Origin of the sequence: Paraburkholderia sp. RL17-383-BIF-A (assembly GCF_046028015.1) — a bacterium.
In the GTDB taxonomy this organism is placed as follows: domain Bacteria; phylum Pseudomonadota; class Gammaproteobacteria; order Burkholderiales; family Burkholderiaceae; genus Paraburkholderia.
Genome location: NZ_JARESR010000001.1, coordinates 246,468 through 265,633, shown reverse-complemented (window position 1 = coordinate 265,633; position 19,166 = coordinate 246,468). Strand labels below are relative to the sequence as shown.

The 19,166-nt window shown below is 62.3% G+C and carries 18 protein-coding genes; 14 read left to right on the top strand and 4 right to left on the bottom strand.

What is annotated here, in order from left to right; translation table 11 throughout:
* The first annotated feature begins 19 nt into the window (after positions 1-19).
* The gene (locus P0D71_RS01345; RefSeq protein WP_408478947.1) at positions 20-958 is read left to right on the top strand and encodes a LysR substrate-binding domain-containing protein; all 939 of its coding nucleotides are present in this window, start codon (positions 20-22) and stop codon (positions 956-958) included.
* 109 nt (positions 959-1,067) lie between these two features.
* Complete coding sequence (locus tag P0D71_RS01340) at positions 1,068-2,321, top strand: MFS transporter (protein ID WP_408478945.1); 1,254 nt, start codon at positions 1,068-1,070, stop codon at positions 2,319-2,321.
* Between the two features lie 153 nt (positions 2,322-2,474).
* On the opposite strand, the gene P0D71_RS01335 is transcribed toward P0D71_RS01340, so the two are convergent.
* Positions 2,475-3,080 carry a peroxidase-related enzyme gene (locus tag P0D71_RS01335; protein WP_408478943.1) on the bottom strand — a complete coding sequence of 202 codons (606 nt, stop codon included), beginning with the start codon at positions 3,078-3,080 and terminating at the stop codon, positions 2,475-2,477.
* A 180-nt stretch (positions 3,081-3,260) separates the two neighbouring features.
* Here P0D71_RS01335 and P0D71_RS01330 point away from each other — a divergent pair, with 180 nt between their 5' ends.
* The 4 genes from P0D71_RS01330 (at position 3,261) to P0D71_RS01315 (ending at position 6,822) form a co-directional block, all read left to right on the top strand.
* Positions 3,261-3,677 carry a cupin domain-containing protein gene (locus P0D71_RS01330; RefSeq protein ID WP_408478941.1) on the top strand — a complete coding sequence of 139 codons (417 nt, stop codon included), beginning with the start codon at positions 3,261-3,263 and terminating at the stop codon, positions 3,675-3,677.
* A 288-nt stretch (positions 3,678-3,965) separates the two neighbouring features.
* Positions 3,966-4,985, top strand: a complete 1,020-nt coding sequence (locus tag P0D71_RS01325) for a VTT domain-containing protein (RefSeq protein WP_091807564.1) — start codon at positions 3,966-3,968, stop codon at positions 4,983-4,985.
* 110 nt (positions 4,986-5,095) lie between these two features.
* Entirely contained in the window at positions 5,096-5,629 is a 534-nt protein-coding gene (locus P0D71_RS01320; RefSeq protein WP_091807562.1) for a MarR family winged helix-turn-helix transcriptional regulator, read from the top strand.
* Positions 5,626-6,822: an MFS transporter gene (locus tag P0D71_RS01315; protein WP_408478939.1), complete on the top strand. Its 1,197-nt coding sequence runs from the start codon at positions 5,626-5,628 to the stop codon at positions 6,820-6,822. Before P0D71_RS01320 ends, P0D71_RS01315 begins: the two co-directional genes overlap by 4 nt.
* Positions 6,823-6,859: 37 nt before the next feature.
* Here the strand turns inward: P0D71_RS01315 and speB are convergent, their stop codons facing one another.
* The 3 genes from speB to P0D71_RS01300 all read right to left on the bottom strand — a co-directional run bounded on the left by speB (position 6,860) and on the right by P0D71_RS01300 (position 10,111).
* Positions 6,860-7,828, bottom strand: coding sequence for an agmatinase (gene speB / locus P0D71_RS01310; protein WP_408478937.1), 969 nt, complete (start codon positions 7,826-7,828; stop codon positions 6,860-6,862).
* Between the two features lie 135 nt (positions 7,829-7,963).
* Positions 7,964-9,457 carry an aldehyde dehydrogenase gene (locus tag P0D71_RS01305; RefSeq protein ID WP_408478935.1) on the bottom strand — a complete coding sequence of 498 codons (1,494 nt, stop codon included), beginning with the start codon at positions 9,455-9,457 and terminating at the stop codon, positions 7,964-7,966.
* Between the two features lie 102 nt (positions 9,458-9,559).
* Positions 9,560-10,111 (bottom strand): cupin domain-containing protein, encoded by a 552-nt coding sequence (locus P0D71_RS01300; protein WP_091807554.1) that lies wholly within the window; start codon positions 10,109-10,111, stop codon positions 9,560-9,562.
* 433 nt (positions 10,112-10,544) lie between these two features.
* Here P0D71_RS01300 and P0D71_RS01295 point away from each other — a divergent pair, with 433 nt between their 5' ends.
* The 8 genes from P0D71_RS01295 to P0D71_RS01260 all read left to right on the top strand — a co-directional run bounded on the left by P0D71_RS01295 (position 10,545) and on the right by P0D71_RS01260 (position 19,143).
* Positions 10,545-10,766 carry a hypothetical protein gene (locus tag P0D71_RS01295; protein ID WP_171983793.1) on the top strand — a complete coding sequence of 74 codons (222 nt, stop codon included), beginning with the start codon at positions 10,545-10,547 and terminating at the stop codon, positions 10,764-10,766.
* A 304-nt stretch (positions 10,767-11,070) separates the two neighbouring features.
* Positions 11,071-11,865, top strand: coding sequence for a gamma-glutamyl-gamma-aminobutyrate hydrolase family protein (locus tag P0D71_RS01290; RefSeq protein WP_408478933.1), 795 nt, complete (start codon positions 11,071-11,073; stop codon positions 11,863-11,865).
* A 32-nt stretch (positions 11,866-11,897) separates the two neighbouring features.
* Entirely contained in the window at positions 11,898-13,232 is a 1,335-nt protein-coding gene (locus P0D71_RS01285; protein WP_091807551.1) for a glutamine synthetase family protein, read from the top strand.
* Between the two features lie 26 nt (positions 13,233-13,258).
* Positions 13,259-14,698 (top strand): aspartate aminotransferase family protein, encoded by a 1,440-nt coding sequence (locus P0D71_RS01280; RefSeq protein WP_408478931.1) that lies wholly within the window; start codon positions 13,259-13,261, stop codon positions 14,696-14,698.
* Positions 14,699-14,771: 73 nt separating this feature from the next.
* Positions 14,772-15,893 (top strand): polyamine ABC transporter substrate-binding protein, encoded by a 1,122-nt coding sequence (locus P0D71_RS01275; RefSeq protein ID WP_091807545.1) that lies wholly within the window; start codon positions 14,772-14,774, stop codon positions 15,891-15,893.
* A gap of 210 nt (positions 15,894-16,103) precedes the next feature.
* On the top strand, positions 16,104-17,267 hold the full coding sequence (locus tag P0D71_RS01270; protein ID WP_091807543.1) for an ABC transporter ATP-binding protein: 1,164 nt from the start codon (positions 16,104-16,106) through the stop codon (positions 17,265-17,267).
* Entirely contained in the window at positions 17,264-18,235 is a 972-nt protein-coding gene (locus P0D71_RS01265; RefSeq protein ID WP_408182607.1) for an ABC transporter permease subunit, read from the top strand. The genes P0D71_RS01270 and P0D71_RS01265 overlap by 4 nt, the downstream gene beginning before the upstream one ends.
* Entirely contained in the window at positions 18,232-19,143 is a 912-nt protein-coding gene (locus P0D71_RS01260) for an ABC transporter permease subunit (RefSeq protein WP_095421202.1), read from the top strand. Before P0D71_RS01265 ends, P0D71_RS01260 begins: the two co-directional genes overlap by 4 nt.
* Positions 19,144-19,166: the final 23 nt, after the last annotated feature.

Genomic DNA, 19,166 nt, shown 5'->3' with positions numbered 1-19,166 from the left:
CCGTTCATGGGGATGCCACATGCCGCTTCGTCTGCCACCGCTGCCGGCGCTTCGTTTTTTTGAAGCGGCCGGCAGGCATCAGAGTTTCAAACTCGCCGCCGCGGAACTGAATGTGACGCCGAGCGCCGTGAGCCACGGCATTGTCGGACTGGAACAGGCGCTCGGCGTGGAACTGTTCGCGCGCGAGCCGCGCGGCATTTCGCTCACGGCAGCCGGCGCGGACTATTTGTCCTACGTCTCCGAGGCGTTTTCGCTGCTCGCCATCGGCACGCAGCGCCTGCCGAACCACCGCGCCGACCGCCCGATCGCGCTAAGTTGCGCGCCGACCTTCGCGTCGCGCTGGTTGTTACCGCGCCTCGCCGGCTTTCGCGCGCGCTGGCCGAATGTGAACGTGAGCGTCGACACGTCGCATCGTCAGGTCGGTTTTCCCGTCGACGGTTTCGACTTCGCGATCCGCTTGAGCCGCGCGCCGGTTGCAGGCACCGCCTGGACGCGCCTGTTCGGCGAGCGCTTCGTGCCCGTGTGCAGCCCCGCGTATCTGGAAACGCTGCGCGACGAGAACGGCCACGCCGACCTGCGACGCGCGACGCTCGTTCACGTCAACGCCGCCAGCGAAGACTGGCAAGTGTGGCTGGATGCGACCGGCACGGAAGGCATCGACACGACCAGCGGCTTGCATGTCGACACGATCCAGCTCGCGTTCGAAGCCGCCGCCATGGGCCTCGGCGTCGCGCTCGGCAGAAAGCCGCTGGTGGATTCCGAACTGGTCAGCGGCGTGCTGGTGGAGGCGAGTCCGGCGACCATCGCCTCGACCACGGCCTACTGGCTGGTGAGCGCGGAAAACGCGGATCGTCGGCCGGAGCTTTTCGACTTCAAGCGCTGGCTGGTGAGCGAGGCCGAGCACCTGGCGACGGACGCCGACGCAACCGCCCACGCAGTGCGCAGCGCCGCCAACTAAACCGCCTGCGTGATTCGCACAGGTGAGCCACGCTCACCTGTCGTCGAAATCTTTTCTTTTGCCGCTTCTGATGCTCGCTGCGACCATGGTGTCAAAGGAGATCAGAACCATGTCGACTACCAACGGCAGCAAACGCTTCATCCCCGCATTCAACCAGACGACGCTCGTGATCCTTGCCGGCGCGCTCATTCTGAGCGCCGCGATGGGCATCCGGCAGACCTTTGGTCTCTTCATCGGGCCGTTCTCGTTCGACCGCGGCTTGCCGATCACGCTGATCGCGTTCGCGATCGCGCTGCACAATCTGGTGTGGGGTTTCGCCCAGCCGTTCGCGGGCGCGGCCGCGGACCGTTACGGTTCAGCGCCGGTGGTCGCGTTCGGCGCGACGACGTTCGCGGCCGGGCTCAGTCTCGCGGCCGTGGCGCCGGGCGGCGCCATGCTGATCGTCGGTATGGGATTGCTGGTGGGCATCGGCGTGAGTTGCACGACCTTCGGCGTGGTGTTGCCGGCGGTCGGCCGAATCGCCTCGCCTGAAAAACGCAGCATGGCGATGGGTCTGGTCAGCGCCGGCGGTTCCGCGGGTCAGGTGCTGATGGTGCCGCTCGTGCAGAATATCCGGCTGAGTTCGGGCATCGCCACATCGCTTTTCGTGCTGGCTTTCCTGATGCTGTTGATCGCGCCGCTGGGCATGATGCTCGACCGGCGCGCGCGGGTCGGCACGCCGGTTCAGGAAGCGCCGCTTGAGCCGCTTCGTAAAGTGCTCGCCCAGGCGGCCCGGCATCGCGGCTACCGGCTGCTGACGCTCGGCTTCTTTACGTGTGGCTTCCAGCTTGCGTTCATCGCCACGCATCTGCCCGAATATCTGTCGCTATGTCATATGCCGGTCGGACTCGGCGCCACCGCGCTCGCGCTGATCGGCCTCTTCAATATGGCGGGCAGCTGGGCCTGCGGCTGGCTGGGCGGCCGTTTCCGGCAGCATGTCGTGCTCGGCTGGCTGTACCTGATTCGCAGCGCGACGATCGGCGCGTTCTTTCTGTTGCCGAAAAGCCCGGCTTCGGTCGTGATCTTCGCGGCCGTGATGGGGCTGACCTGGCTCGGCACCGTACCGCTCACGAGCGGGCTCGTCGCCAAAGTGTTCGGCACGCGCCACCTCGGCAGCCTGTTCGGGTTCTGCTTTCTGAGCCATCAGATCGGCTCGTTTCTCGGCGCGTGGCTGGGCGGTTGGGTGTTCGATCTCACCGGCTCGTATTCGCTGCTGTGGGAAGCGACCGTGATAGCCGGCCTCGTTGCCGCGATGCTGCACTTCCCGATCGACGACACCACCGTGAGCACGCCTACGCTGCGCGTTCAGCCGGCGGCGGCGTGAACGTGCGTGTGGGGCCTTGCGGCACTTGCGGCACTTGCGGCACTTGCGGCACTTGCGGCACTTGCGGGCGGAGGCTACAAGCGCAGCCTCCCATGCACTCGCATCGACCCGCGAGAAACATAGCAAAAAGAAAGCTACCAGCAGGCGCCCCCGCTATTTTCGCGGCGTATCCGCAGCAGCTTTCGGCACACGCCCCATCAGATAGAACTCGTCGTTCGGACGCATGGAAATAACGTTGGCCATACGATTCGACAAACCGAAAAACGCCGTAATCGCAGCGATATCCCAGATGTCTTCGTCGGAAAAGCCATGCTCGCGCAGCGTTTGAAAATCGGCGTCGCCGACCGTGCCCGACTCGCTACACACCTTGACCGCGAAATCGAGCATCGCCTTCTGCCGCGGCGTGATATCCGCCTTGCGATGATTCACGGCGACCTGATCCGCCACCAACGGCGCCTTCTCGTAGATGCGCAGAATCGCACCGTGCGCGACCACGCAATACAGGCACTGGTTGATCGCGCTGGTGGCGACCACGATCATTTCGCGCTCGCCTTTGCTGAGGCCACCGTCTTTCAGCATGAGCGCGTCGTGATAGGCGAAGAACGCGCGGAACTCGTCCGGACGGTGCGCGAGCGCCAAAAAGACGTTCGGCACGAAACCGGCTTTCTCCTGCACTTCGAGAATGCGAGCGCGAATGTCGTCCGGCCATGCGTCCGGTTCCGGCACGGGGTAGCGGCTGATCGGTCGGGGATTTGTCATGCAATGTCTCCGTCGTATCTGTATGGGTATGACGACGATTCTAGCAAGCCGCGCCGCCGCAGCACCTCCGCGCTCGACACGGTCCGATATCGACGCCCATATCGTCTAGACTTTGCAGTCAAGGGAACTCGAGACACGCCGCGACGACCCCGCGCGGCCGGATTTCAACAGGAGTCGACCATGTCAGACGTTTTGCGCGACGCGCGAGCGCCCGTCGTCAAGGTGCGCCCCGACCGGGAAATGGCGACGACTCAGCGGCTGCCTTACTTTGTCGGCATCTCGGCCGGCACCGCGGGCACCACGGGTTTGTCGATGTATATGGTCGTGGTGCCGCCCGGCGGCCACGCCGAGCCCCACTTCCACGCCGACTACGAAACCGCGATTTACATGCTCGAAGGCAAGATCGAAACGCGTTATGGGCCTGGCCTACGCGAGTCCGTCATCACCGAAGCGGGCGATTTCCTCTTCATTCCACCCGGCGTGCCGCATCAGCCGTTCAATCTGGACGCCAATACCGCAGCGCGAGCGATCGTGGCGCGCAACCATGCGGACGAGCACGAACGGGTCGTGCCATACGATCCGGCGACGGACGCTTGAACCACCGCGCGACGCGCGGCGAGCCCCGTACCGCTTATAACCGGCCGGCGCTCGCCGCCGCAGCCGGTCACGCATATCTTTGGCCCCGTCATTCCGCGTAAGACCCAAGGGCAACTGGCCGCCTTCAGAGCGCCCTTTTGCCACTTGTGCTTAAATCCGCCTTTCATACCTTTCTTGTACTATGGCGTCCGCTGTCGTACGGGAACGGAACATGCGCTGCCTGCTCGCAACGCGCCACCCGGGCGCGGACATTTCGAATCCCTTCATCGCATTCTGAGGAGCGCGGTTGTGTGGCATTTTCCGGTTGCTATTCCACCCTCGCTGGGCGTGTGGGCCGTGTTCATGAGCGTGCTCGTCACGCAACTCGGCGTGCCGATTCCGGCCGCGCCGATGCTGATCCTCGGTGGAACCATGGCCGCCATGGGGCAAACCTCGTATGCGAGCGTCGTATGCGCCGCGGTCGGCGCCACGCTGATTGCCGACTCGCTCTGGTTCTTCACCGGCCGGGCTTATGGCCGCCGCCTGCTGAATTCTCTGGTGCGCTTCTCCCTCTCGCTCGACACCACGGTCCGTGTCGCGCGCAACACCTATGAGCGCTACGGCGCGCCGATCCTCACCATCGCGAAGTTCCTGCCCGGACTCGGCCTGATTTCCGCGCCGCTGCTCGGCACGACAGCCATCAACGTCGGCGTGTTTCTGCTGTGGGATTTTGTCGGTGCCGTACTGTGGTCCGGCGTGTGGGTGATCGGCGGCGGCGCCCTGCATGACCAGATCGTGCAACTGATGCTCCTCGTACGCCATAACGGCGGCACGATTTTCGACGCGTTCGCAGTGATCTTCGTGGCGGTGCTGCTGTATCGCTGGGTGCGCCGCTGGCAGTTTCGTCGATGGCTCGCGCATACGCGCATTTCGCCGGATCAACTCGACGAGTTGATGAAGTCGAACGAGCCCCCGCTGATTTTCGACGCGCGTCCACGCAGCGTGCGCGAAAAGGAATCGCACCGGATCGCCGGCGCGCGGCCGCTGGATCTCGATTCACCCGAACCGATCGATCCCGAGTTGCTGAAGCGGCCGATCGTCGTCTACTGCGTGTGTCCGAACGAAGCAACGGCAAAGCGGATCGTCAACCAGTTGCATCGCAAGAATATTCACCATATCCGCGCGCTCAAGGGCGGACTCGACGCGTGGGAGAAACGCGGTTATCCCGTGGAGCCGTTGCCGCCCGACTTCCATACGGCAAAGGCTCACATGCTGGAAGACGAAGGCGAGGAAGGCGAATACACGGTGCGGGCGCGGCTGGCGAAATAAGAGCCCATACTGCGAAGCTCGCGGCGCGCGTCTGTCGAAAAACCGCTTGCGCTTCACACCCAATGTGTGCACCATGCATATATGCACGTTGCACACATTGAGGTGTTGCCATGACGCAGCGCACAGAAAATCTGCTGGGCGTGCTAGCCCTGCTTATCACCGACGAAATGAACGCGCAGCCCGCCGTGGAGGCGCTCGCCGGCCCCACCGCCCGCGCCATGCTCAACGCGGTCGGCCAATATCCCGATTCATCCATTGAAGTGCTGCGCGAAGCAGTCGACCTGTCGCATCCGGCCGCCGTGCGCGCCGTGGCGGGACTGGTCGAGGCGGGTCTCGTCGAGAAAAGAACGGGCTCGGACAAACGCGCTGTTGCACTGGCCTTGACCGTGGCCGGCAAACGCGAAGCCAAACGTCTGCAAACGGCGCGCGACAGGATGCTGCAACGCGTTGTCGGACGGCTCGACGGCAGCGAGCGCGAAGTGCTGGAAAGCCTGCTGATCAAGATCTTGTGGCACGAGACGCGCGATCCGGCGCACGCCATGCAGTTGTGCCGCCTCTGCGACGACGGCCCATGCCTGAAAGCCGGCTGTCCGGTCGAATGCCGCGAACAGGGCCTGCCTATGCCAGAGCGGGGCCATTCATGAAAGCCGCCGCGCCGGTACGCTGGCCGGCCATCGCGGCATTGACCGCGGTATCGGCCCTGGCGCAGGTCGGCCAGTTCGGCATCGGCTTCATGGTGCTGCCAGTGTGGCTCGCCCACCGCGGGCTGGATGCGCCGCGCGCCGGTCTCTTTTCCGCCGCGCAATGGACCGGCATGTTGGCCGGCTTGCTGATCGCGCCGTGGCTGGTGGCGCGCATCGGCGCAAAAAGCACGGTGTCGCTGGGCCTGCTGGCCACGCTCGTGGCGTTCGCGGCCATGGGCGCTTTGTCGTGGCCGCTTTGGCTAATTCCCGGACTGCTCACGGGTCTGGGCATCGGCTTGCGCTGGATCGCCAACGAGACCTGGCTCTATAGTCTGGTCCCCGCTGAATCGAGCGGCCGCGTGGTGGGCGTGCATGAAGCGCTGATCGCCACGGCGGGCGTTATCGGCCCCGCGCTTGCGGTGTGGTGCGATGTCGATGGGCGCATGACGTTCGCGGCCGGTGCCGCCTTCACGTTCGCGGCGGCGCTGCCGCTGTGGTTGACCGCATCGGATGAGAAGCGGCCCGCTCTGGACACCGCGCGGCCCGTGCGTAAAACAAGCGATGAACGGCGCTTGCCGATCGGCCCGCTCGTGAGCCTCGGCATGGTGGTCGTCGCGGCGGGCGGTATCGGCGACGGCGCGCTGTACGGCCTCTTCCCACTATTCGCCGACGCGCACGGCCTCAGCGCCACGCAAACCGCCACGTTACTCACGCTGTTCGGCGTGGGCGGCATGGCGCTGCAATTTCCGGTCGGCTGGCTGGCCGATCGCGTGGGGCTCGCCGCCACGGTAATCGTCTGCGCCGCGCTCAGCACGCTGGCCATCTGCGGATTCGCGTTGAACGCGCCCGCCTCGTGGCTCGCGGTCGCGAGCGCACTGTTGCTCGGCGGCATGAACAGTTCGTTCATCACACTCGGCATGTACGCGGCGGCTTGCAGCGACAAGGCCGCGCTCACGCGCAACATGCGGCTGGTGTCGCTCACCTTCACGGCGAGTTCGATCGTTGGGCCGCTTGCCGCGGGCTTCGCCATGAAAGCGCGTGGCAGCGACATGTTGATGTGGCAACTGGCGCTCATGAGCGGCGCACTGGTGATCTATACGCTCGGATTGCGCGAAGGCCGGCGCCAGCCCGAGCGCTCGTCGTCGTTGGGCTGAGCCGGTTCGCGCCGATAGAAACGGATGGTGAGCGCGCCTAAGCCTCGCGATGCGCAACCTTGCGCTGACGCCACAGGCACAACAGATCGCACGCAATGTGCGCGGCGGCAATCGCCGTGATCTCGCCGTGGTCGTATGCGGGCGCGACTTCCACGACATCCGCGCCGACCAGATTCAACGCGCCCAACGCGCGCACGATCGCCAGCCCCTGCGCCGACGACAAACCACCCGCCACGGGTGTGCCCGTGCCCGGTGCGAAAGCCGGATCGAGACAATCGATGTCGAAAGTCAAATAAGCGGGACGCTCACCCACAATCGACGTGATCCGCTCCACCGCTGCCCGCGTGCCATGCTCGTGCACCCAGGCGGCGTCGAGAATATTAATGCCCATAAAATCGTCGTTCCATGTGCGAATGCCGATCTGCACCGAAGTCTTCGGATCGATCAGACCGTCTTTCACCGCTTTGTAGAACATCGAGCCGTGGTTCAGGCTGTCGGGACTGTCATCGGCCCAGGTATCGCAATGGGCGTCGAAATGAATCAGCGAAAGCGGCTTGCCGTACTTTTCCGCGTGCGCGATCAACAAGGGATAGGTGATGTAGTGATCGCCGCCGAGCGTCAGCATCTTCGCGTCCGAGCGCAGAATCGTGCGCGCATGCTCGACGATGGACGCCTTGATGGTGAGCGGATTGTGCGCGTCGAACCAGCAATCGCCATAGTCGGTCACGGCGAGGTCGTCGAACGGATTGAACCCCCACGGGTACGGATGCAACTCCGACAACTGCACACTGGCCGCGCGCACCGCGGCGGGGCCAAGACGCGCGCCCGAACGGAACGTAGTGGCCAGATCGAGCGGCACGCCGGAAACAACCACGTCGACACCGTCGAGTTCACGCGTGTACTTGCGGCGCATGAACGACAGCACGCCCGCATAGGTGTTTTCGATCGACGAGCCATAAAGCGACGTGCGGCGGATCGCGCCGTCGCCATAGACGAGTTCAGTCATGGATGACCTGATACCTGTAGACAGTCCAGCGTTGCGCGTGAAGCTCCTGGGTGGCACGCGCAACGCCGGCACCGGATTCATTGGGAACGCGACGGCGCGCCTCATGCACGCCGCCGCGCTGGCTTCGCGAATCCTTTAGCGCAGCCGCACCAGCGTGGACTTCAGCTCGGTGTATTTTTCCAGCGCGTGCAGCGACTTGTCGCGGCCGTTGCCGGATTGCTTGTAGCCGCCGAACGGGAAGTTCATGTCCCCGCCTTCGTCGTAGCAATTGACCCATACCGTGCCGGCGCGGAGCTTGCGCGACACTTCGTGCGCGGTGGTCAGGTTCGAGGTCCAGACAGCGGCGGCGAGACCGTACTCGCTGTCGTTAGCGATCCTGATCGCCTCTTCAACGGTATCGAAAGTGATCACCGACAACACCGGCCCGAAGATCTCCTCGCGCGCAACCTTCGCACCTGAAGCCGGAATCTCGAAGATGGTCGGCTCGATATAGAAGCCGCCCGTTTCTTCTTTCACGCGCGCGCCGCCCAGCAGCAGCTTTGCTTCTGAACGGCCTGCCTCGATATAGCCGAGCACGCGTTCGAGCTGCACCTTGTCGACGATCGCGCCCATCGACGTCTTCGGGTCGAGCGGGTTGCCCGGCGTATAGCTGCGCGCCGCGGCGATCAACTTATCGAGAAACGCATCTTTGATGTCGCGATGAACGAGCAGGCGCGAACCCGCCGTGCACATTTCACCCATGTTGTAGAAGATCGCACCGGCCGCCGCGTTCGCCGCTCGGTCCATATCCGAGCAATCCGGCATCACGATGTTCGGCGACTTGCCGCCGAGTTCGAGCCACACGCGTTTCAGGTTCGACTGGCCGGCGTACTGCATGATCAGCTTGCCGACGTTGGTCGAGCCGGTAAACGCAAGGCAGTCCACGTCCTGATGCAGCGCCAGCAGCTTGCCTGGCTCGCCCGCGCCCGGCACGACGTTGAACACGCCGGCGGGAATGCCGGCCTCCAGTGCGAGCTGCGCGAGGCGGCTCGCGGTGAGCGGCGACTTTTCCGAAGGCTTGAGCACGACGCTATTGCCCGCGGCCAGAGCCGGGCCGAATTTCCACGACGCCATCAGGATCGGGAAATTCCACGGCACCACTGCCGCCACCACGCCGATCGGCTCGCGCGTGACGAGTCCAACCAGATGATGATCGGCCGGCGCGACTTCGCCGCCGACCTTGTCGATGGCTTCGGCAAACCACTCGACGCAATATGCCGCGCCCGGCACGTCCACGCTGGTGGTGTCGGCGATCGGCTTGCCGGCGTCGAGCGTTTCGAGCAGCGCGAGCTCGTCCATGTGCTCGCGGATCGACGCGGCCCAGCGCAACAGAACCGCTTTGCGCTGACGCGGGTTGAGGCCCGACCACACACCGGAATCGAAGGCACGGCGCGCAGCTGCAACAGCCGCGTCGACGTCAGCCGCGCCACTGTCGGCGACCTTGGCGAGCAGCTTGCCGTCGATCGGGCTCAGGCAATCGAACGTGCGGCCGCCGTCGGCGTCACGGTATTCGCCGTCGATAAACGCCCGGCCCTCAATAGTCAGCGTAGCGGCTTTGTCTTGCCAGAAAGCGAGAGATTTCTTGTCCATCAGGATGCCTCAATGTTATGCGCTCGACGCAAAGCTGCATCGACTTCATGCGGCACTGAACTGCGGCGCTGAGTTGTGTCGAGGCGCGTTGGCGCGGAGTCTTCAGAAGGTGGGCGGCGAATTGGCCGACACGATCTCGCAGAGATGCTCCGCGCTGGGATTGCGAAAACGGTGCGGAAGGCGGCTTTCGAAGTAGTAGCTGTCACCGGGGTCGAGCAGCCATGTGATGCCGTCCACCGTCAGTTCGATCTGACCGCTGACCACCACCCCGCCCTCGTGCCCCTCATGCTCCAACATTTCCGGACCGGTGTCCGACAGCGGCTGGTAGACCTCGCGCAAAATCCCCATGTTGCGGTCTTTCACGCTCGACCCCGCAAGATAGAACTCGATCGACTCATTGCCGAGGTTCGGCATATCCGCCCGGCGCGACACGACCGAACGCTCCACCTCGACTTCGAAGGTGAAGAATTCGGCGAGGCTCATGGGAATGCATTCGAGCAGTTTCTTCAACGAGCCGACCGACGGGCTCACGCGATTCTGTTCGATCAGCGAGATGGTGCCGTTCGTCACTCCCGCCCGTTTCGCCAGTTCACGCTGTGACAAGCCGTGCTTCTTGCGGATGTATTGCAGACGGGTGGCTACTTCTATGGACATCGCTAGGTTCTCTGACATGGAAGACGATCGGGCACTGAGTGACGACATGACTCGGGCAACGAAGTGGCCCTGCGAGTGTTGAATATTCTAATCACTTTAATCGTTGCGCCGCTGGGGAAAACCCTGAAAGGATTCCGAAATGTGTTTCTCGCAACGAACGTTCCCACGCGGCGGGATTCTAGCCGGACCCTCGGGAAAGCCCTGATAAATGTTTTATCAAAAAGCATTTGACGGCTTTATTGGCTCGTATATGCTGATTCACAGGCGATCGTCATACCGGCGTCCGGAAGCACCAAAGTGTGTTTTTGCGGCGCAGCAAACCCGGTTCGCATCGGTTCGAGGCGATCATCCCAGCGTCCTGTTTCTTTAAACGCCCCGTGCGGATTTCGAGCAGGCCGTTCAATACTTTCAACGTCGCTAGTCGAGTGTAATCGTGAGAGTCCGAGGCCCTTTGGTGAGATGGAATCGTAGTCAGGCGAGTTGTCCTCGCGCTGACGGCGCCATCGCCGACGGCAGCAACGGCAGCCTTGCGTTCCGCCGCTTTCTGTCCGTCTTCACGATCCTGTCCCGCCGTTCAGTTCGACGTCACAACTCCATCTCCGCGCGCGCCTTCATTGCCGTTCGCACGGACGAAGTCGCCTCGCTGCTGCCGTAGCGCCTCTCTCCTTTTCGCTGTTCGATTCATCCGTTTGCGTGAGCGCGCTCCTTCGAGCCGTGCGTTCCTGCATGTGCGGTGCCGTCTGCCGCCCGCGCGTTTCATGCACATCGGCTCAGTTGCGCACCGCAGCGGATCGAATCGAACAGCCCATCTGATAACCACGCGCGGCGCGTTTCCATTGACGACGACCGCCCGCACCATCCGGTGGCCTCGCGCTCGGCGCACGGCTGCGGAATCGTGCCGCGCAGTGTTTAACGTTGTTCATGCCGCGTCCCGCGGGGAACACACACGTCTATTCGTTATGCGAAACAAACCCCTCGTCGGCATCAGCGCCGACAGAACGATGATGGGAGTCCACCCGTCGCACGTGGTCGGCGAGAAATATATCGCCGCGATCGTGGACGGTTCACAGGCGCTGGCCATGCTGCTACCGGCGCTCGGCGAGCGTCAGTCCGCCGCGGACGTGCTGGCGACTGTCGACGGCCTGCTGTTTACCGGCAGCTATTCGAATGTCGAACCGCACCGCTACGGCGGCCGGCCCAGCACGCCGGGCACGCTGCACGACGCCGCACGCGATGCGACGACGTTGCCGCTCATGCGTGCGGCGATCGAAGCTGGTGTGCCGGTACTGGCCGTATGCCGGGGCTTCCAGGAAATGAACGTGGTTTTTGGCGGGACGTTGCATCAAAGCGTTCACGCGGTGGCCGGCCTGAACGACCATCGCGAGAACAAGGAAGACGACCTCGACGTGCAATACGCACCGTCGCATTCGATCACGCTGACGCAAGGCGGCTTGTTGCAGCGTCTCGCGGGCGGCACGGATGAAGCGCGTGTGAATTCATTGCACGGTCAGGGCGTCGAGCGGCTGGGCGTGGGCCTCACGGCCGAAGCCACCGCGCCGGACGGCCTGATTGAAGCGGTAAGCGTGAAAGATGCGCGTGCCTTCGCGCTGGGTGTGCAGTGGCACCCGGAGTGGAAGCATGCCACCGACGCGCTTTCCACCGCGATCTTTCGGGCGTTCGGCGACGCCTGCCGCGATCGAATGCGCACCAAGGCCGGCTATGGCGCGGCATCCGCCGCTGCCACGCACGCCTGAGCCGGTCGCGCACCAAAACAGAGAGAATAATCATGCATGACATCGACGAATTTCTGAAGAAGAACCGTGTCACCGAAATCGAAGCGATCATTCCGGATATGGCCGGGATCGCGCGCGGCAAGATCATTCCGCGCAGCAAATTCGAGTCCGGCGAGTCCATGCGCTTGCCGCAGGCGGTGATGATCCAGACCGTCACAGGGGACTATCCGGAAGACGGCACGCTTACCGGCGTCACCGATCCGGACATGGTTTGCGTGCCCGACCCCAGCACCATCCGCATGATTCCGTGGGCCGTCGATCCGACTGCCCAGGTGATCCACGATTGCGTTCACTTCGACGGCACGCCGGTCGCGATCTCGCCGCGCCGCGTACTGCGCCGTGTGCTCGAACTCTACAAGGCCAAAGGCTGGAAGCCGGTCATCGCGCCCGAGCTGGAGTTCTACCTGGTCGACATGAACAAGGATCCGGACCTGCCGCTGCAACCGCCTATCGGCCGTACCGGGCGTCCGGAAACCGGTCGTCAGGCGTATTCGATCGAAGCGGTCAACGAATTCGATCCGCTTTTCGAAGACATCTACGAGTACTGCGAGGTGCAGGAACTGGAAGTCGACACGCTGATTCACGAAGTCGGCGCCGCGCAGATGGAAATCAATTTCATGCACGGCGATCCGCTCAAGCTCGCCGACAGCGTATTCCTGTTCAAGCGCACGGTGCGTGAAGCCGCACTGCGCCACAAGATGTACGCGACGTTCATGGCCAAGCCGATGGAAGGCGAACCGGGCTCGGCAATGCACATGCATCAAAGTCTCGTCGACGAAGAGACCGGCCACAATCTCTTCACCGGTGCGGACGGCAAGCCGACCTCGCTGTTCACGAGCTATATCGCCGGTTTGCAGAAGTACACGCCCGCGCTGATGCCGATTTTCGCGCCGTATATCAACTCGTATCGCCGTCTGTCGCGCTTCATGGCCGCGCCGATCAACGTGGCATGGGGCTACGACAATCGCACAGTGGGTTTCCGGATTCCGCATTCGGGGCCGGCCGCGCGCCGCATCGAAAACCGCATTCCGGGCGTGGACTGCAACCCGTATCTCGCGATTGCAGCGACGCTCGCCGCCGGCTATCTCGGCATGACGCAGAACCTCGAAGCCACCGAGCCGCTGCTCAGCGACGGTTATGAATTGCCGTACCAGCTGCCGCGCAATCTCGAAGAGGGTCTGACGTTGATGGGCGCCTGCGAACCGATCGCCGAAGTACTCGGCGAAAAATTCGTCAAAGCGTACCTCGCCCTGAAAGAAACCGAATACGAAGCGTTCTTCCGCGTGATCAGTTCGTGGGAACGCCGGCATTTGCTGCTGCACGTGTAAGGCAAACGCAAAAAATTGGAGGCAGTATGAGCTACAGAACAGAAGAAGTCGCTTACGTGCAACCGGCGCAGCCTGCCGCGAACGCACAAGCCGCGCAACAGCAACGCACCACCGCAGAATATCGCGCGCTCGACGCCGCGCACCACATTCACCCGTTTTCGGATATGGGTGCGCTCAATCGCACCGGCAGCCGCGTGATCGTCAAGGCGCAAGGCGTGTACTTGTGGGACTCGGACGGCAACAAGGTGATCGACGGCATGGCCGGGCTGTGGTGCGTGAACGTCGGTTATGGCCGCAAGGAACTGGCCGACGCCGCGTACAAGCAGATGCTGGAGTTGCCCTTCTACAACACCTTCTTCAAGACGACGCACCCGCCGGTGATCGAACTGTCGGCCCTGCTCGCGGAGCTCGCGCCGGAACCGTTCAATCACTTCTTCTACTGCAACAGCGGTTCGGAAGGCAACGACACGGTGCTGCGTATCGTCCACCACTACTGGGCGACGCAAGGCAAGCATTCGAAGAAATTCGTCATCTCGCGCAAGAACGGTTATCACGGGTCGACGATCGCGGGCGGCACGCTCGGCGGCATGGGCTATATGCACGAACAGATGCCCTCGAAAGTCGAGAACATCGTGCATATCGACCAGCCGTACTTCTTCGGCGAAGCAGAAGGCAACCTGACGCCGGAAGAATTCGCACTGGCTCGCGCGCAGCAACTGGAAGCGAAGATTCTCGAAATCGGCGCGGACAATGTAGCCGCTTTCATTGGTGAGCCTTTCCAGGGAGCAGGCGGCGTGATCTTCCCGGCATCGACCTACTGGCCGGAAATCCAGCGCATCTGCCGCAAGTACGACATTCTGCTCGTCGCCGATGAAGTGATCGGCGGTTTCGGCCGCACCGGCGAATGGTTCGCTCATCAGCACTTCGGTTTCGAGCCGGATCTGATCACGATGGCAAAGGGCTTGACGAGCGGCTACGTGCCGATGGGCGCGGTCGGCCTGCATGACCGCGTTGCGAAGGCGATCATCGAAAACGGCGACTTCAACCATGGTCTCACGTACTCGGGTCATCCGGTCGCCGCCGCCGTCGCGGTCGCGAACCTCAAACTGCTACGCGACGAGAAGATCGTCGAACGCGTCAAGACCGACACCGGTCCGTACTTTCAACAGAAGCTGCGCGACACGTTCGCCAACCATCCGATCATCGGCGAAATCTCCGGTGCGGGTCTGGTGGCCGGCCTGCAACTCGCAGAAGACCCGAAAGCACGCAAGCGTTTCGCCAATGGCGGTGATGTCGGCACGATCTGCCGCGACTTCTGCTTCAACGGCAATCTGATCATGCGCGCCACCGGCGACCGCATGCTGCTGTCGCCACCGCTGGTCATCAACAAGCTCGAAATCGACGAAATCGTCTCGAAGGCCAAAAAAGCCATCGACGCAACGGCACAACAACTCGGCATTTCGTAACGGCAGTCCGTTCCGGCATGGGCACACCCACACATCACGCTCATGCCGGTCCTTCACATCAAGGAAAAAAACCATGAGCGTTAGTCATCTTCGTCATGCGGTCGCGGGGGCCGCGCTTCTCGCCTTCACCGGTTTTGCGGCGCTGTCGGTGACGCCGGCCCTTGCGGCCGACACGGAACTGAATGTGTATAACTGGTCGGACTACATCGCGAAGGACACGATTCCGAACTTCGAGAAGCAGGACGGCATCAAGGTCAAATACGACAACTACGATAGCGACGACACCTTGCAGGCCAAGCTGCTCGCAGGCAGTTCCGGCTACGACATCGTGGTGCCGACGTCGAACTACATGGCCAAGCAGATTCAGGCCGGCGTGTACCAGAAGCTCGACAAGTCGAAGTTGCCGAACCTCGCCAATCTCGACCCCGTGCTGATGAAGATGATTGCCGACGCGGACCCGGGCAACCAGTACGGCGTGCCTTGGGCATACGGTACGGACGGCATCGGTTACAACGTGCAGGCCGTGCAGAAAGCGCTTGGCGCCAATGCGCCGGTGGATAGCTGGGCCCTCGTGTTCGATCCGGCCAATATTTCCAAGCTGAAAGGCTGCGGTGTGTCGATTCTCGACCAGGCCGTCGATGTCTTCGCCGCCACGCTGCAATACATGCACAAGGATCCGAACAGCACGAATCCCGCCGACTACCAGGCCGCATTCGAAGTGCTGAAGAAGATTCGCCCGTATATCACCCAATTCAACTCGTCGGGCTACATCAACGACCTAGCCAACAACGACGTGTGCGTGGTGCTGGGCTGGTCTGGCGACGTCGGCATTGCCAGCCGCCGTACCGAAGAAGCCAAGCGTTCGTACCAGATCAAGTTCTCGAACGTGAAGGAAGGCGGTCTGCTGTGGTTCGACGTGATGGTGATCCCGAAAGACGCGCCGCATCCTGAAGCCGCGTTGAAATGGATCAACTACATCTCGGACCCGAAGGTCAACGCCGCGATCACCAATGAAGTGTTCTATCCGACCGCGAACAAGGCCGCGCGCCAGTTCGTGACGCCGGCTGTCGCACAGGACAAGACCGTTTATCCGGGCGATGAAGTGTTGAGCAAGATGACGCTGATGAAGCCGATGCCGACCGACATTCTGCGCCTTGAAAACCGTCTTTGGGCACAGCTCAAAACCGGACATTAATCAGGCGACGATATCAAGCATAGATCCCGCGCTCAGGGATCGCTCGAACCCTGAGCGCATGAATAGCAGTAACCGTAGTCAGCCTGCGCGCTTTTAGTGTCCCACCTGCGCGCAGTCCCATGTTTTCCGATCGCAGCGCACGTTGCGAGACGCTTCCCGCGCCTCGTATGGAGACACTTGCGCCCGCGATCCGCAAGGAATGGTTACATCATGAACTCGACGACCTTAAATAGCGCCGCCGGCGCCACCCAGATGGCCCGCCCCGCAGCGACGGCAAAATCGAAATCGGACGAATTCGTTCGCATCGAAAATGTCGTGAAGAAATTCGGCGACAGCACCGCTGTCGACAATGTCAACCTGAGCATCGCCAAGAACGAGTTGTTCGCGCTGCTCGGCAGTTCCGGCTGCGGCAAGTCCACGCTCCTGCGCATGCTCGCGGGGCTCGAGACGGTCACGTCCGGGCGCATTTTCGTCGACGGCGAAGATCTCGCCGCGATGCCGCCGTACAAGCGGCCGGTCAACATGATGTTCCAGTCGTACGCCCTCTTCCCGCACATGAGCGTCGAGGCGAACATCGCCTTCGGTCTGAAGCAGGAAGGCACGCCGAAAAACGAAATCAGGGAACGCGTGGCCGATGCGCTCAATCTCGTGCAGATGAGCAAGTACGCGCAACGCAAGCCGCATCAACTGTCAGGCGGCCAGCAGCAGCGTGTGGCGCTCGCCCGTTCGCTCGTGAAGCGCCCCAAGCTGCTGCTGCTCGACGAGCCGATGTCGGCGCTCGATAAAAAGATCCGCCAGAAGACCCAGCTCGAACTCGTGAACATTATCGAAAAGGTCGACGTGACCTGCGTGATGGTCACGCACGATCAGGAAGAAGCGATGACCATGGCCGGACGCCTTGCCGTGATGAGCGAAGGCCGCATCGTGCAGATCGGCTCGCCGAGCCAGGTCTACGAGTTTCCGAATAGCCGCTTCTCCGCCGAATTCATCGGCTCGACCAACCTGTTCGAAGGCACCGTGGTCGCGGATGAGCCAGACCACATCTTTGTGGAAAGCGAAGACCTCGAATCGCGCATTTACGTGAGCCACGGCATTACCGGGCCACTCGGCATGCCGGTCGGCATCTCCGTGCGTCCGGAACGCATCAAGGTCTCGCTCGACAAACCGTCCACTCCGCACAACTGGGCGCGCGGCGTAGTCTCGGACGTCGCGTACATGGGCAGCTATTCGCTGTATCACGTGCGTCTGCCGAGCGGCAAGACCGTCGTGTCGAATCTCTCCAGCTCGCATCTGATGGCCGAAGGTGCGCCCTCCTATAACGACGACGTGTTCGTCTACTGGTCGCCGGCTAGCGGCGTGGTGCTGACGCAATGAGCAATCCCACTACCTCTCCCGCGGCGCTCGGCGCGCCGTCCGGCAGCCGTTTGCTCGGCTCGCTGAAAAAACGCCTGTCGACGCTGGTGCCGTCGGGCCGCACGACCGTGATCGGCGTGCCGTTCCTCTGGCTCACGGTGTTCTTCGCGTTGCCGTTCGTGCTGGTGCTGAAGATCAGTTTCGCCGATCTGCGTCTGGGCATTCCGCCTTACACGGATCTCGTGACGGTCAAGGACGGCATGGTGCATTTCGCCATGCAGCTCAGTCACTACGCGTTCCTGCTGCAAGACGATCTGTATGTCGCCACGTATATCAGCTCGCTGAAGATGGCCGCGGTCTCGACCTTCTTCTGCCTGCTGATCGGCTATCCGATTGCGTACTACATCGCCCGCTCTGAACCGACCAAGCGCAACCTGCTGATGATGGGCGTGATGCTGCCTTTCTGGACCTCGTTCCTGATTCGCGTCTACGCATGGATCGGCATTCTGAAAGACGACGGCCTGCTCAATCACACGCTAATGGCGATCGGCATGATTCATTCGCCGTTGCGCCTCTACCACACGGATATTGGCGTTTATATCGGCATGGTCTATTCGTACCTGCCCTTCATGGTGATGCCGCTGTATGCGCACCTTGTGAAGATGGATCTGACGCTGCTCGAAGCGGCCTACGACCTCGGTTGCAAGCCATGGACGGCCTTCACGCGCATCACCTTGCCGCTGTCGAAGAACGGCATTATCGCCGGCAGTCTGCTGGTGTTCATTCCGGCGGTCGGCGAATACGTGATTCCGGAACTGCTCGGCGGCGCCGACACGCTGATGATCGGCCGCGTGATGTGGGATGAATTCTTCAACGATATGGACTGGCCGATGGCATCCGCCGTCACCGTCGCCATGGTTCTACTGCTGCTCGTGCCGATGGCCGTGTTCCAGTACTACCAGGTCAAGGAACTGGAGGGCGCGAAATGATCAAGCCTAATAAGACGCTGTCCAATAGCGTACTGACTTTCGGATTTCTGTTTCTCTACATTCCGATCATCAGCCTGGTGGTGTATTCGTTCAACGAATCGAAGCTCGTCACGGTGTGGTCCGGCTTCTCGCTCAAATGGTACGGCGCGCTGTTGCACGACGGCGAACTGCTGAATGCCGCCTGGCTTTCGCTGAAGATCGGTCTGTTGACCGCGTGCGCCTCCGTTGTGATCGGCACATGGGCCGGATTCGTGCTCGCGCGCTTCGGACGCTTTCGCGGCTTCACGCTGTTCGCCGGCATGATCAACGCGCCGCTCGTGATTCCTGAAGTGATTCAGGGTATCTCGCTGCTGTTGCTGTTCGTCGCGCTCGAACAGATGCTCGGTTGGCCGAAGGGCCGCGGGCTCTTCACGATCTGGATCGGCCACGTCATGCTGTGCGTGTCGTATGTGGCGATCATCGTGCAATCGCGTGTGAAAGAGCTCAACAAGTCGCTCGAAGAAGCCGCGCTCGACCTCGGCGCCACGCCTTTCAAGGTGTTCTTCCTGATCACCCTGCCGCTTATCTCGCAGGCGCTGATGTCGGGCTGGCTGCTGTCGTTCACGCTTTCTTTCGACGACCTCGTGCTCTCCGCGTTCCTGTCCGGTCCCGGCTCGACCACGCTGCCGCTCGTCGTGTTCTCGCGTGTGCGCCTCGGCCTGAATCCGGAAATGAATGCACTCGCCACGATCTTTATCACCACCGTGACAATCGGCGTGATTGCCGTGAACCGCTGGATGCAGTTGCGCGAGCGCAAACGCAACCGCGACATGCAAATGGCTTTCGCCCTCGCCGAAGCAGCCGATCCCTTGCCCTCCGCTCCACAACAAGCCGCCGTACGGAAGTCGCTCGATACGGCACGTGCATAAGCAGTGATTTTGCAGTACGACCA

Coding starts and splice junctions, on each gene's coding strand:
- P0D71_RS01275 (WP_091807545.1), top strand. CDS start 14,772: ATGAGCGTTAGTCATCTTCGTCATGCGGTCGCGGGGGCCGCGCTTCTC.
- P0D71_RS01280 (WP_408478931.1), top strand. CDS start 13,259: ATGAGCTACAGAACAGAAGAAGTCGCTTACGTGCAACCGGCGCAGCCT.
- P0D71_RS01270 (WP_091807543.1), top strand. CDS start 16,104: ATGAACTCGACGACCTTAAATAGCGCCGCCGGCGCCACCCAGATGGCC.
- P0D71_RS01260 (WP_095421202.1), top strand. CDS start 18,232: ATGATCAAGCCTAATAAGACGCTGTCCAATAGCGTACTGACTTTCGGA.
- P0D71_RS01305 (WP_408478935.1), bottom strand. CDS start 9,457: ATGGACAAGAAATCTCTCGCTTTCTGGCAAGACAAAGCCGCTACGCTG.
- P0D71_RS01340 (WP_408478945.1), top strand. CDS start 1,068: ATGTCGACTACCAACGGCAGCAAACGCTTCATCCCCGCATTCAACCAG.
- speB (WP_408478937.1), bottom strand. CDS start 7,828: ATGACTGAACTCGTCTATGGCGACGGCGCGATCCGCCGCACGTCGCTT.
- P0D71_RS01330 (WP_408478941.1), top strand. CDS start 3,261: ATGTCAGACGTTTTGCGCGACGCGCGAGCGCCCGTCGTCAAGGTGCGC.
- P0D71_RS01265 (WP_408182607.1), top strand. CDS start 17,264: ATGAGCAATCCCACTACCTCTCCCGCGGCGCTCGGCGCGCCGTCCGGC.
- P0D71_RS01320 (WP_091807562.1), top strand. CDS start 5,096: ATGACGCAGCGCACAGAAAATCTGCTGGGCGTGCTAGCCCTGCTTATC.
- P0D71_RS01285 (WP_091807551.1), top strand. CDS start 11,898: ATGCATGACATCGACGAATTTCTGAAGAAGAACCGTGTCACCGAAATC.
- P0D71_RS01345 (WP_408478947.1), top strand. CDS start 20: ATGCCGCTTCGTCTGCCACCGCTGCCGGCGCTTCGTTTTTTTGAAGCG.
- P0D71_RS01300 (WP_091807554.1), bottom strand. CDS start 10,111: ATGTCCATAGAAGTAGCCACCCGTCTGCAATACATCCGCAAGAAGCAC.
- P0D71_RS01335 (WP_408478943.1), bottom strand. CDS start 3,080: ATGACAAATCCCCGACCGATCAGCCGCTACCCCGTGCCGGAACCGGAC.
- P0D71_RS01290 (WP_408478933.1), top strand. CDS start 11,071: ATGCGAAACAAACCCCTCGTCGGCATCAGCGCCGACAGAACGATGATG.
- P0D71_RS01315 (WP_408478939.1), top strand. CDS start 5,626: ATGAAAGCCGCCGCGCCGGTACGCTGGCCGGCCATCGCGGCATTGACC.